At 61.6% G+C, this 12946-nt stretch carries 14 protein-coding genes; 9 read left to right on the forward strand and 5 right to left on the reverse strand.

Annotated features, from left to right (window positions below):
* Positions 1-101: 101 nt before the first annotated feature.
* From MPN23_RS12805 to MPN23_RS12825, 5 genes are all read left to right on the forward strand, one after another.
* On the forward strand, positions 102-689 hold the full coding sequence (locus MPN23_RS12805; protein WP_243544584.1) for a DUF4390 domain-containing protein: 588 nt from the start codon (positions 102-104) through the stop codon (positions 687-689).
* Position 690: 1 nt separating this feature from the next.
* A complete protein-coding gene (locus tag MPN23_RS12810) occupies positions 691-2883 on the forward strand; it encodes a sensor histidine kinase (RefSeq protein ID WP_243544585.1) in 2193 nt (730 codons plus the stop codon).
* A gap of 84 nt (positions 2884-2967) precedes the next feature.
* The gene (locus MPN23_RS12815; protein WP_243544586.1) at positions 2968-3204 is read left to right on the forward strand and encodes a hypothetical protein; all 237 of its coding nucleotides are present in this window, start codon (positions 2968-2970) and stop codon (positions 3202-3204) included.
* Between the two features lie 51 nt (positions 3205-3255).
* Positions 3256-3882 carry a nicotinamide riboside transporter PnuC gene (pnuC, locus tag MPN23_RS12820; RefSeq protein ID WP_243544587.1) on the forward strand — a complete coding sequence of 209 codons (627 nt, stop codon included), beginning with the start codon at positions 3256-3258 and terminating at the stop codon, positions 3880-3882.
* The gene (locus MPN23_RS12825) at positions 3879-4391 is read left to right on the forward strand and encodes an AAA family ATPase (protein ID WP_243544588.1); all 513 of its coding nucleotides are present in this window, start codon (positions 3879-3881) and stop codon (positions 4389-4391) included. Before pnuC ends, MPN23_RS12825 begins: the two co-directional genes overlap by 4 nt.
* A 6-nt stretch (positions 4392-4397) precedes the next feature.
* Here the strand turns inward: MPN23_RS12825 and MPN23_RS12830 are convergent, their stop codons facing one another.
* The 3 genes from MPN23_RS12830 to MPN23_RS12840 are packed head-to-tail and all read right to left on the reverse strand — an operon-like array spanning position 4398 to position 7015.
* Complete coding sequence (locus MPN23_RS12830) at positions 4398-5879, reverse strand: dienelactone hydrolase family protein (protein ID WP_243544589.1); 1482 nt, start codon at positions 5877-5879, stop codon at positions 4398-4400.
* A gap of 8 nt (positions 5880-5887) precedes the next feature.
* A complete protein-coding gene (gene tolR / locus MPN23_RS12835) occupies positions 5888-6298 on the reverse strand; it encodes a protein TolR (RefSeq protein WP_243544590.1) in 411 nt (136 codons plus the stop codon).
* Positions 6299-6307: 9 nt separating this feature from the next.
* Entirely contained in the window at positions 6308-7015 is a 708-nt protein-coding gene (locus MPN23_RS12840; protein WP_243544591.1) for a MotA/TolQ/ExbB proton channel family protein, read from the reverse strand.
* A gap of 252 nt (positions 7016-7267) precedes the next feature.
* On the opposite strand from MPN23_RS12840, the gene MPN23_RS12845 reads away from it, so the two are divergent.
* The 3 genes from MPN23_RS12845 to MPN23_RS12855 all read left to right on the forward strand — a co-directional run bounded on the left by MPN23_RS12845 (position 7268) and on the right by MPN23_RS12855 (position 9102).
* Entirely contained in the window at positions 7268-7750 is a 483-nt protein-coding gene (locus tag MPN23_RS12845; RefSeq protein ID WP_243544592.1) for a hypothetical protein, read from the forward strand.
* Between the two features lie 151 nt (positions 7751-7901).
* Positions 7902-8123 (forward strand): hypothetical protein, encoded by a 222-nt coding sequence (locus MPN23_RS12850; protein WP_243544593.1) that lies wholly within the window; start codon positions 7902-7904, stop codon positions 8121-8123.
* Positions 8101-9102 carry a MerR family transcriptional regulator gene (locus MPN23_RS12855; RefSeq protein ID WP_243544594.1) on the forward strand — a complete coding sequence of 334 codons (1002 nt, stop codon included), beginning with the start codon at positions 8101-8103 and terminating at the stop codon, positions 9100-9102. Before MPN23_RS12850 ends, MPN23_RS12855 begins: the two co-directional genes overlap by 23 nt.
* 100 nt (positions 9103-9202) lie before the next feature.
* Here MPN23_RS12855 and MPN23_RS12860 read toward each other — a convergent pair whose 3' ends face one another.
* A complete protein-coding gene (locus MPN23_RS12860) occupies positions 9203-9937 on the reverse strand; it encodes a class I SAM-dependent methyltransferase (RefSeq protein ID WP_243544595.1) in 735 nt (244 codons plus the stop codon).
* A gap of 669 nt (positions 9938-10606) precedes the next feature.
* Positions 10607-12562 carry an OPT/YSL family transporter gene (locus MPN23_RS12865; RefSeq protein ID WP_243544596.1) on the reverse strand — a complete coding sequence of 652 codons (1956 nt, stop codon included), beginning with the start codon at positions 12560-12562 and terminating at the stop codon, positions 10607-10609.
* Between the two features lie 11 nt (positions 12563-12573).
* Here MPN23_RS12865 and MPN23_RS12870 point away from each other — a divergent pair, with 11 nt between their 5' ends.
* Complete coding sequence (locus MPN23_RS12870; protein WP_243544597.1) at positions 12574-12864, forward strand: hypothetical protein; 291 nt, start codon at positions 12574-12576, stop codon at positions 12862-12864.
* Positions 12865-12946 lie beyond the last annotated feature (82 nt).

The raw sequence follows: 12946 nt of genomic DNA on the forward strand, positions 1-12946 counted from the left end.
CGTGCGCAAGTTTGCGAAAAAGGAATGTGCTTGGGACCGCGCCGGGCGGAAGAACCCGGGCCGCTTGTTCTTTGCAGCCCGGGCTGATACATGCGGAAGAGATGCTGACACCAGAAATTCCCCGGAGGTTCGGGCGCTCGTTTGCAATCGCGGCCGTGTTCCTGACCCTCCTGTGCATATCGCCCCTGAGCGCATCGGCCCAGACCCTGAGCCTGTCCGCGCCCGCCCTGGCCAACAAGGACGGCGCGCTGGCAGCCCGTTTCGGGGTCATGGTCAAGGATCTCGGTCACCTGCGTCAGGAGTTGGAAAACGGGTCCGACATCGAGCTGCGGTGCGACGTGGCCCTGTACCGGGTTTCGGACTACTGGCTGGATTCCACGCTTGCGGAAACCGAGCTGTCCAGCACCCTGTCCTACGATTCCCTGAAACGGGAATATGGCCTGACCCTGCCCGGCAACGGGGAAAAAATCAGGGACACGGACATGAACGCGCTGCTGGACAGGGGATGGAGCACGCTGGAAGTGGGACTGGGCAGTTGGGACAGGCTGATTCGCGGCTCCACGTATTCCCTGCGGCTGGCCGTGGACCTCGTGGAGGCGGATGCCCCCCGGGGACTGACCCGGTATCTGTACTTCTGGTCGTGGGACACCGGGGCCGGAACCACCTTCGAGCTGACATTCAAGTACTAGCATGAACCAGAACACCATCAGGATCAGCCCGACCTCCGGCAAGGAGCGGAAACGGCGCAGGTACGAATATGCGCTGGCCCTGGTGTTCCTCATGTTCATAATCGGCCTGACCTGGCTTGAGCTCAAATACCTGAGCAGCGACTATTACCTGATTCTCAACCTCCTGATCCTGAACGTGGTCCTGCTGCTGGCCATGATCTTCTATGTGGGCCGGAACGCGGTGAAGCTGCTGCTGGAGCGTCGCCGCCGCGTGCTCGGGTCCAAGCTGCGCACCCGGCTCGTTCTCGCGTTCATCTCCCTTTCCCTGATCCCCACGGCCATGATCTACATGGTCTCGGTCAAGTTCGTGCAGACATCCGTGGACTACTGGTTCAAGGGCCAGGTCGAGGAGTCCATGGAACAGGCGCTGGAGCTGGGGCGCGCGTTCTACGCCTCGGCGCAGAAGCGGCTGGAGCACCGGGGCAACAACATGCTGGAGGACATTGTCCAGCGCGAGTACGCCTGGGGCGGCAGGGCCATGAACAAGTATCTGGCCCAGAAGTTCGAGGAGTACGACCTCAGTCTCGTGGGCGTGATCACGCCCGAGGGACAGGAGCAGAACACCCACGCTTCCATCCAGTGGGACGAGGCATGGCCCGAGATCAAGAACAAGATCGACTGGCAGAGTCTTCAGGCCGATCCGCGTTCGTGGACCACCATCATTCCCAAGCCCGGCAGCGACCTCGTGCTCGGGGTCACGCCCGTGGACGAAGGCCGCACCGGCTATCTGGTGCTCGGCGAGACCGTGGGGCAGGGACTGCTTCACCGCCTCGACCAGATCGTGCGCGGTCTGGACGAATACAAGAAGCTCAAGACACGCAAGTATCCGTGGAAGATGAACCTGTATCTGACCCTCGGGGTCATGGCCATGCTCATCATTCTGGGGGCGATCTGGTTCGGCTTCCGGCTGGCAAAGGAACTGTCCGCACCGGTGCAGGCCCTTGCCGCGGGCACGGAACGCGTGGCGCGCGGCGACCTTTCCGTGCGTCTGGAGGACACGTCCGGGGATGAACTCGGCTTTCTGGTCCGTTCGTTCAACCGCATGGCCGAAGACCTTCAGCAGAGCCAGGCCTCCATCCAGAAGGCCAACGAGCGCCTTGCCCAGCAGAATCAGGAGCTGGAGCGGCGCGGCCAGTACATGGAGGCCGTGCTCAACAACATTACCGCCGGGGTCATTTCCATGGACGCGGACGGCCGCATCGGCACCGTGAACCATGCTGCCGAGGAAATTCTGGGCGTGCCCGGCGCGTTCCTGATCGGCAAGAAGCCGGACGACCTGCTTTCCGGCGAGTTCTCGGACATGATGCGCGAGGCCATGAAATCCGTGGCTGGCAAGCCCGGCACCCTGTGGCAGCGGCAGTTCGATCTGCCCGTGCGCGACCGCATGGTCAAGGTGCTGGTGAATGTGGTGTCCCTGCGCGCCTCCGGTCGGGGCGAGGCCGGACACGTGGCCGTGTTCGAGGACATCACCGAGCTGGAGAAGATTCAGCGGCTCGCGGCATGGCGCGAAGTGGCCCGGCGCATTGCGCACGAGATCAAGAATCCGCTCACGCCCATCAAGCTGTCGGCCCAGCGGCTTCAGCGCAAGTACGGCGAAAACGTCAATGAAAAGGTGTTCGACGACTGCACCAGCCTGATCGTGAGTCAGGTGGAACGGCTCCAGACCATGGTCAGCGAGTTCTCGGCCTATGCCAAGCTGCCCGAGGTCCAGCCCCGCCCGGATTACCTTGCGCCCCTGCTGGAGGAAGTGGTGGGCATGTTCGCGAACACGCACCGGGCCGTCCGGTGGAATCTGGAATTTCTCACGCCCATCGACGAATTTCCCTTTGACCGCGAGGCCCTGCGCCGGGTGTTCATCAACCTGTTCACCAACGCGGCCGAAGCGCTGGAAGGCCAGAAGGACGGCGAGGTCATGGTGCGCGCGGCCCACGACGCAAGCACCGGACTGGTCAGCGTCACGGTCTCGGACAACGGTCCGGGCCTGCCCGGAGATTCCTCGCGCCTGTTCGAGCCATACTACACCCGCAAGCAGGGCGGTACCGGACTCGGCCTGACCATTGTCCGCTCCATCATCGCGGACCACCGTGGACAGGTGCGCGCCCGGGCCGGAGTTCCCTCGGGCACCGTGTTCTTCGTGGAGCTGCCGGACAGGTAGCCGCATGATCCTGTCCCGGCTTGCACGATGCCGCGTCCCGTATTACCAAGACGCGGATAACTCATCTCAGCACGGAGACGCATCATGATCGACACCGACTACCTCAATCGCCTTGAGGAATATTTCAAGTCCGGCGACTGCCAGTTCGAGTTCGACAACGGGGACGAGGATCGCCGCTACGCGATTCTCGATTTTCTGGAGCGGCTCATGGAAGTGGCGGAACAGGCCGACGAACTCGCCACCAAATTGATATTCAAGGGCAAGCTCGACCTGCTGGCCGGAGGCGGACAAACCCCGGATCAGGGCACCGAAGTACAGTAGCAACCCCGGCTCCGCATACCGGGGCTTCCAGCGCATTCACGGAGTATCCGCATGGCCGAATCGGCTGCCGGAATCATCACGTTCGTCGTCCAGTTCGTGCAGGCCATGGGCTGGCCCGAACGCATTTCCACACTGACCGGACTCGTCTACATCGTTCTCAGCGTCCGCCAGAACCCGCTCTGCTGGCCCTTCGGCATCGTGAGCGTGGGCATCTGGATGGTCGTGGTCTTTCTGGGGCAGCTCTACATGGACGCATTCCTGCAATTCGTCTACGTGGTGCTCGGCTTCTACGGCTGGTACCAATGGCTGCGCGGCGGTCAGGACCGCACCCCGCTCCCGGTCCGGTCCGTGGACAGGAAACTCTGGACGCGGCTGGGCCTGATCGGCATCGGGACCACCATTCCGCTGGGCCTGCTCTCCCAATACGTGCTGCACGCCTCGTTCCCGTGGTGGGACACCGTGACCACCGTTGTCAGTCTGATCGCCCAGTATCTGCTGGCAAAGAAGTATCTGGAAAACTGGCTGCTCTGGATCGCGGCGGACGTGGCCTACATCTTCATCTATCAGGCCAAGGGCTGGCCCGGATACGGCGTGCTCATGGCCGTATACACGATCATGGCCGGGGTGGGATTCGTGCAATGGCTGCGCTCCATGCGCGCCGGACAGGCCGTGGCATGACCGTCCGCATCGTACTGACCGGGTCCGAATGCACGGGCAAGACCACCTTGGCCCGCGCTCTCGGCGAGCACTACGGCGTGCCCGTGGCCCCGGAATATCTGCGGGACTACTTCATTGCCAACCGCGGCGTCCTGACCCTGGCCGATGCCGAACCCATTGCCCGGGGACAGGTGGCCGGAGAAATCGCGCTGGAACGCGCCGGCATCAATCCCCTGATCTGCGATACCAACATCCTGTCGTCCGTGGTCTACAACCATCACTATTACGGCGAGTCTCCGGTCTGGATCGAGGAACAGCTCGACAGGCGAGTCTACAATCACTACCTGCTCTGTGCCATTGACGTGCCGTGGGTCTCGGACGGCCAGCGCGACATGCCCGAAGGCCGCGAATACATGCAGGCCCTGTTCCGCGAGGAGCTGCAACGCAGAGGTCTCTCCTTCACCGAACTTTCCGGGCTGCCGGAAACACGCCTGAAACAGGCGCTGCACATCATCGACGCGCTTCTGTAGAGGGGATTATTCCTTCAGCGTGGCAAGCCACGAGCTGATGAGCCGGGCATGGCCTTCGGCAACGTGTTCGAGCCAGCCGGAGTTTTCGCCTCTGGCCTGTTCCAGATCCTTTCGTTTTCTCAGGGGCGCAATCACGATGGAAATCGGCTTGTGCACCTTGTCGCGCGCAGCTTCGAGCGCGGCGACAAGGGCGTTCCACCGCGTGGTGTCGCGGCCGCCGATGATCCAGAGGGACGGGATGTCCAGACTGTTCAGCACGCGCGGACCGGGCATGTCCTCCACGGGCGCGAAATCGTCCAGCACGCAGACCAGAAACGCGGCCCGGGTCTCATGCGGACTTTGCAGGGCCAGCAGTGCGGGCGCGACCCCGTGATTCATGGCAATGAATCCGAGGCGCTTCGTGTCCACGCCCGGGTCTCTGGCCAGCATGTCCAGCGCAGCGGACGCATCCCCGGCCAGCACGTCCAGCCGGGCCGAGCTGCGGGAGGCGTTTTCTCCGCAGCCGCGCGGAGCAAAGGCAAGGCTTGCCGAGCCGTTCTTGCCAAGCGCGCGGGTAAAGCCCTGCACCAGCCGTTCGGGCACGCATTCCGGCCCGGACAGGATCACCCCGCCGGGATGGCCCGCCCCCTCGGGCGGCAGGGTCTGGAACCCTTCAAGCGCGGCCTTGCCCCGGGTGAAGCGGATGCCCTTTTCGCGGATGTGAATCTTGTTCGGAAACTTGGCGATGCGCTCGCCGTCCAGCAGCAGGATGAACTTGTCGATGCGGTCGTTCTTGGCCAGAAACGTGACCGATCCCACAATGGGCTCGTCCTCGTGCACGGACGGGCCGATGGTGTAGATGTACTTGCTGAACATCTTGAGCCGCCGCAGGATGCCCGTCTTGGAATCGTAGAGCAGAAAGCGGCCGTATTTGGTGTCGCGTGCATCGATGATGGAAATGGTGCGCTCGTCGCTGATGCGGAAATGCCCGGAGAACTCGTCCGAGGAATAGGAGAAGTAGTCCGCGAACAGCATGCGCCCGAACCGGGCTTCCGCGCCACGATGGGCCAGATGGTCGGTCTTGCGCACGTAGACCTTTTCCGCGTCCGCGTGCTCCTCGTATTCCTCTCTGGTGGCCTCGTGCGTGGGGATGGCCTCCCCGCGCTTGACCGGGCTGATCTCCGTCACGTCCGGAGGCGGTGCGGGCCGGGATTCGATGGCTTCGGCCTCGGGCGGAGGCGGTGGCGCAACCTGATCGTCCAGCATCACGGTCTTGTCCATGGGCAGGGGCGCAGGCCGGGCAGCCTCGGCTGGCACCGGCTTTTCCGGCTTGACCGGAACCGGCACGGGGTGAGGGCACGGCTCAAGCTCGGGCAGCTTTTCCTCCACGGTCAGGTCCACCTGCATGAGTTCGGGCGGACGAACCGGAGCGAGCGTGGCGGCCTGAATCAGCACGAATGCCACGCTTGCGTGAAAGAGAAGGGAGAGTATCCAGCTGAGAACGCGCATGGAGCTTCCTATTTCCGGTCCTTTTCCTGTTCGGCCACAATGCCGAGCCGATCAATTCCCGCGCCCTTGATCTCGCCCATGACCCTGACCACGGTGCCGTAGGGCACTTCCCTGTCCGCACGCAGGAAAAGCTGCTTTTTCTGGTTCGCCACCAGCCGTCTGAGATGGTCCTGCAATTCCTCGAAATCCACCTGATACTCGTCCAGAAACATCCTGCCGTCCCGTTTCACGGTCAGCACGAGATGATCGCTGTCCTGCGGCAGGTTGCGCACGGTGCGCGTGGTGGGCAGGTCCACTTCCACCCCCTGTGTCATGAGCGGAGCCGTGACCATGAAGATGATCAGCAGCACCAGCATCACGTCCACGAACGGGGTGACGTTGATCTCGTTCAGATAGCCGCCGCCTGTCCTGATCGCCATGCGCGGCTCCTATTTCCCGGCCTTGGCCTTTTCGGCCCAGGCTATTTCGCGTTCCGCACGGTTCAGGAACGCGCCTGCGAAATCCACCATCCCGGACTCCACTTCATTGAGCTTGCCCAGAAAATAGTTGTAGAAAATCGTTGCGGGAATGGCCACGAGCAGGCCGATGGCCGTGGCGACCAGCGCTTCGGAAATGCCCGGGGCAACCGTGGCCAGCGCTGCGGACTGCTGCTGGCCGATGCTGTGAAAGGAATGCATGATGCCCCAGACCGTGCCGAACAGCCCGATGAACGGGGCGGCATTGGCACAGGTGGCCAGAAACGGCAGATTGCGGGTCAGGGAACGCATTTCCCTGCTGATGCCCTGCCTGAGCACGCGGCGCAGGGTATCCTTGGCCAGCATGCGCTTGCGTTCGCGATTGACTTCGGCCCGTTCCAGCAGCCGGAATTCCCTGACTGCCAGCACCCCGACCCGGGCCAGAGGCGATGCGTCCCGTCCGCCAAGAGCCTTGAGCCCGGAGGTCAGGTCGTGCGCGGCCACGAACGCGTCATATCCTCGCGCGACCTTGCGTCGGGCCACGCCGATGGAAAGAAACTTGAGGAAGATGATGGTCCAGCTCCACAGGCTCATGCAGGCCAGAAAGAGCAGAACCAGCTTCACCGCAAGGGTGGCGCCGGAAAGCAGCGTGACAATGTCGCTGTCGGGAAGAAGGTTCATGGAACTTCCGTGGTTCGGGTTCGTGCCCGGCCGGGCAAGCCTTTGGCCCGGGAGTGTAATCCCCCGACCGAGATATTGCAAGGTCGCAGCTGAAATCAAGGCGTGTCATTTCCAGCGGTTGGAGGCGATGGGCGGCAAGGGGGCCTCCACTTCCGAGCCCCCCCCCCGGCAGGTCCGGTCCGGCTTGCTTTTCATATCCGGGGCTTTACCGTATAAGCAGTCGTGCCGTTACGGGAACCAACAGGAGGTGGCATGGCCCGCAAACGCAAATCAGCTTCGCAGGAAAAGACCCGCAACATCCTGCTCGCCCTGCTTGCCCTGACCATGCTCGGCATCTTCTTCAGTCTCGATCTCACGAACAGGGGCGAGTCCATGTTCAGCCGCGAGGCGTCGCGCAAGATCCGTTTTCTGGGCGATTTGCAGGAACGTGACTACACGTCCCGGGAGGTCTCCCGGCTCCTGCGCTACGTGAAACGGCACAACGGCGATTTCCGTCGGGTACTGGTCACGGTTTCGGTTCAGGATTCCTATCGCAAGGTCACGCCGGACAGCGAGATGCTGTTCGAGGTCCGCGTGGAACTGGCGGATGGTTCCAGTCTGGAAACCCCGGTCCGCCGCGCCACCCGTCGCGATCTCATGGACGCGATTCTGGCCAAGCTGGACAAGGACGTGCGCGCCTATGAAACCCTGCGCCGCAAGGGCACCACGGGCAAATCCCTGATCAATACCATGTAGGGTGTTCCGCAAACCGTTTTTTCGTGTTTTTCCGTGTGCTCCTCTTGACCTCCAGACTTTTTCTCAATAAGGTATCGATAAGTTTCGTTTCCAGATATTTCGATTGGTTACATCGGAATCAAAAGTGACGATATCATGCAGGAGGGCTGCAATGATCCGGATCATCGGAGCGCGCGTACCCGGCAGGGCGGTGGTGAGGCTCGGAAAGTTCAACCGGATCGCCCTGTTGCGGACGCAGTCTCAGGCCGCGTCCTGCATCTGGAATCCCCGGCTCCGGTACCGGGCCAGGCGGTTTGCCATCGCACCGAGCATTGTTGCCGGAACCTTCAATTTCCCATCGAGCGAGCGTCATGTCAGACACCTTTACGCATAAGAGCCTCGCGGAGTTGTGCGAGGTTTCCGAGACCACCATCAAGAGCTATCGCCGCAAGTTCCCCGGCTTCATTCCCGTGGCCACGCGCGGCAAGCCCATCCGGTTCAGAAGGGAGGCGGGCGACGTCTGCCTCAGGATTCGGGACTGCTTCAACAAGGGCATGTCCGTGGGCGAGACCCACAAGGTGCTCAAGGAGCATTTCAAGGAATACGGCGGTGCAAACGGCGGTCGGCCCGCCCAGCCCCGCCCTGCTGGCGGGGTCGGGGTATTTTCCCCGGAATACATGGAAAAGTTCTTCCATACCGCAGGTCAGATGATGCAGGGCATGGCCTCGCTGGCCACGGCTCAGGCCAAGGCCGACAGACGGCTGCAAAAGCTGGAGACCGCCATTGAGCGGCTCATGGAAATAGAAACCGCAAACCGCGAGCACTTTTCGGAAATTCTGGTTTCTCTGGCACAGGCTCCGGCTGCCGCGCCCACCTCCCCCCAGGGAACGGCATCCGAACCGCCCGAACCGGAGACAGCCCGGCAGCCCAGGCGCAAGGTCGTGACCGTGCGCGGCAAGGAAGGGGAAGTGAAATCCTATTCCTTCGACTCGGCGGAAAAGGCCGAATGCCGGGACGGCGAAGACTGCCCGGAGCGCCCTTCGGACGCGTTTCTGGGAACGCCCGTGGTCATCCACAACGACAAGGGCGAATTCCTGGGCGTTCCGGGTCGTCTGCCGCTGAAGGGCTTTGTGGAAATCATCGAGAAGCGCAGCCATGAAGCCGGCGTATCCACCTTCTGGAGCCGCCGGGACAAGGCATGGGTCTACACTCTGGACGCGCCGGACGGCGATTGCCACGAACTGCATTTTTCCAGCACCACCACTCCGCGCGGCAATCTTGTGGTTCTGTTCTCCAAGGTGGACGTGAACGGCGAACCCACGTCGCAAGCCTTTTTGCAGGCTTTCTTCAAACAGGTGAAGGACGGAGCATAGCCGCGCGTTGCCATTCGCATTTCCAACTGAAAGAAAAAGGCCGAAGCAGATTCTGTTTCGGCCTTTTTTTGCGCGCTGTCTTTTTCAATCGGAAAATCATCTACCTGCGCAGCACATGAACCTGATACCCGCATGCCTCCGGGTACTTGCGATACAGGGCGATTTCCACGCGGGTTGCGTCGATGATGGCCCTGCCATCCGGGTCCGCGCCATATTCGGGTTCAACCCTGTTCATGCGTTGTTCCACGTCCGCATAATATTCCTCCCAGCACAAATCCGGAATGCGAAACCCGCCAAGCACCGTGTATCCGGCGGCGCGGGCCGCCTCCTCGTTTGCCTTGGCCGTGCGCATGGCCGGATACCCTTCCTTCCAGAAGCCGATCAGTTCGCCGGGCCTGTCGTCCGTGAACCAGACCGCATCGCTGAACACGAGGCAGCCGCCGGGTTTGAGAAACCCCTTCCAGTATTTCAGGGCCGCGTCCACGCCCATGATGTAGGCCGCGCCTTCGCACCAGATCAGGTCGAAGCTTTCGGGCTCGAAATCCAGCCTGGCCATGTCCCGGTTCAACACGCGCACGCGGTCGGCCACTCCAGCCTGTTCTGCGTGCTGCACCACGCGATCCAGATAGGGCTTGTACACGTCCGTTGCCGTGACATCACCGCCCGATACCTGCGCAAGGGCAATGGTCGCCCCGCCCGAACCGCACCCCAGTTCCAGAATTCGGGGCCGGGGCGGCATGGACTCGCGGCACAGGGCGAAGGCCTGTGCCGTACACTGAAAACTGCCCGGCCCTTCGCGGTCCAACCCTTCGTATATCCTGAAAAACATCTCCATGAAATTCTCCGATGCGCGTTTCACGCTGCATATCTCGTGAGGCGCCCTTGCCTTGGCCCCGATGCCCGCGATCTCGCCTTCGGGCAGTGCGCTCGAACAGCACGTGCCAGCGGTACATATCCGAACCGCTGAATCCGGCGGCGCTGAGCAGGGCGACCCAGGTGTTCTTGTCCAGAGGCGCGGCCACGTCGATCATGTCCCGCAGAGTTCGCCCGGCGCGGGCAATGGTCACATCCCCGGAAATCCGTCGATATCCGGATGTACACCATTGCCGAGTATGGACACAAGGAGGGGAATGCCTTCGGCGACCAGAGAACCCTTTGAAAAGGGTTCTCTGGACTCTCCGAAACTTTCTGGTTCTACGCCGCCTGCAAGGGATGAGGAAACTTGTCCGGCTCGTTTGGCGGCGTAGGGAGCTGCGGAAAAGCAGGCGATTGCGCTATCGAGGAATCAGAATTCAGGGGAAACAGGCAAAGGAAGAGAAGAAGTTTTTCTTTTGAAGTCATCCCGTCTTGAGAATTTGGAGAGGCCGGATGCATGTCCCGATAGGGCATGTATCCGGCCTCTCCAAATTCTCAAGACAGAATGGGGATCCAAGGGGCCTTGCTCCTTGGCGGGTCCGGGCAGAGCCCGGCCCCCCGGGAGGGCCGCCGGAGGCCCCACTTCTTCCTAGTACGCCAATCTTCCCAGTGACTTGAGGATCAGGGTGCAACCCATGGCGAACATGCCGGTCAGGCCCATGCCGCAGGAGAAACCGGCGAGCAGGACCGGGGCGTAGTGTCGCCATTCCTTGCCGTATTTCTTCAGGAAATAGAAGCGGCCGAGCAGTGCGCCGATGACTTCGAGGATCATGCCGTGTGGTGTGGACTGGCCGAGGCCGCGCACCACGCCGTAGACAAGGAGCACGGGCAGGCCGAGTACGTTGAGCACACCGTAGAGCAGCAGTCCGAGGCCGAGGCCGGACATGACCACCGGGCCGGACAGGGCCTCGAAGAACAGGGAATTGCCTTCCAGCGTCGAGGTCTGCATGAGCAGCGTGTTCAGGGCCTGAAGATGCCAGAGTTCCTGTGCGAACGGATATTGCGGCGACGGGATGGGCGCGAGCTGCCACAGGAATTGCGAGAACAGCAGGGACGCGATCATGACCACGGGAAACACCACGAGTTCGGCCTTGATGATGCCGCGCAGGCTGGTTCCGGTCAGTTCGATCTGGCGGAACTGGACCGTGGCTTCGCCGTAGTTGTGGATGGGTATGGGTGCGTACCATATTTCGATGCCCTGATAGCCGAAGAACCTGGCCCCGGCGATGAACGAGAATTCCCGGACCATGGGCAGGGCGATGAACTGTCCGGCCACGCCCTCCATGCGTGCCGTGATGTACGACACCACGGGCGTGTAGATGAAGCCGTAGGCCACGAAGAATATCCACGGAAATGACGGCACCAGCCAGACGCACAGCCCGATGTAGGCGAGCGTCGAGCCGACGTATATGGCGATGGACACCCAGAAATTGATGTCGCCCCTCCCCTTCGGCGGATTGAACAGGGCCGAGAAATCCAGCCCGCCCGTAGCCTTGTGAAAGGACTTGGCCACGTAATAGATGCCCACCAGTCCGATGGCCAGCCCCAGCCCGATGCCGAAGCTCATGTAGAAATCGAAGTTGTTGGCAAACACGGTTTCCACGGTTTCCATGCCCGGATGCCAGCGGTGCAGGATGCCGTGTTCGTACAGAACCGGGTTGGCAATGAAGGTCACGATCAGGCCGAGCAGACCGCCGATCACGGCCCAGAACGGCAGGACCATGCCCACGAACACCAGTCCCAGATCGAATTGCAGACCGGTTGCCACTGCCGGAAGAATGTCCTCGGTGTGTCGGGTCAGTTCGATCCACGGGATCGGTATCAGGCGGATGGGTTCCTGAAACAGCAGCCCGGACAGGGCGGGCAACAGTACGTAGAAGAATCCGAATGCCAGTCCGATCACCCCGCCGATGGAAAACACGCGCCATTTCCATCCGGTCTTGCGGTCCTCGGTCGACTCGGCCAGCGCCATGGTGCCGAGCGCGCCCACCGGAGCCATGGGAAACGGCAGCTTTTCCACGTCCGACGTGATGCGGTACAGGCTGTAGCCCAGTCCGAAATGGTCGATGCGCTGCACGAGCTGTGCGCCCACCAGCAGCAGTATCGGCACCAGCCAGTCCCGGTGCAGGAAGGTGCGTTCCAGATACGAGCCGGACCCGAGCGACGGGGCCACCCAGTGCGGAATGAATTCGGTCAGGCCGAGCATGCGCGCCGCGTCCGACTGCACAAGGTACTGGTTCCAGAGCAGCCCCTGAAACGGCGAGGCCAGAGCCGCGCCCGCCATGTAGTAGAGAAGGAATATTTCCTGCTGTTTCAGGTGCGTGTACGACCGTTTCGCGATCTCCGCAAACAGGATGATCGTGACCCAGCGCGCGGCCGGACCGATGCCCTGACCGATCACCAGTTGCAGGTACATGGAACCCGGCATCATCAGGAAGCCGATGAAGATCGCGCCAACGACCGTCTTCCAGTCGAAGCCTTCCTCGAATTGCTCGGGCGGCTTGAGCAGATCCCGGTATTCCCTCAGTTCCTTGTCGTCGTACACGATGCCTCCGTGTGAGGTTGCCTCCGGCGGCACGAGAAACTTTCGAGAAAGTTTCTCGTGGCTCTTCAAAGCTTTTTGGCGAAAACGCCGCTGAAAGTCCGTGCAAACGCAAAAAATTTCATGCGGCGTTTTGGGAAAGAGAAAAAACTCTTGAAAAATTCAACCTTTTTCTCTCTTCCGCACGCCGCCAGTTTTCTTTTCGTGCCCCTTTTCCCTTTGTGGCGGCGTGCAGCCAGAACGTTTTGGAAGGGGGTACGGGGGAAAACCTTTTTTCAAAAGGTTTCCCCCGATTAATTCAATGATTACAGGGGGAACGTGTTGCACACGGTTCCGGTTCCTGTCTGCCTCCGGCGGCTTGAACCCTTTGAAAAGGGTTCAAGAATC

The organism is Pseudodesulfovibrio tunisiensis, from assembly GCF_022809775.1.
Classification (GTDB): domain Bacteria; phylum Desulfobacterota; class Desulfovibrionia; order Desulfovibrionales; family Desulfovibrionaceae; genus Pseudodesulfovibrio; species Pseudodesulfovibrio tunisiensis.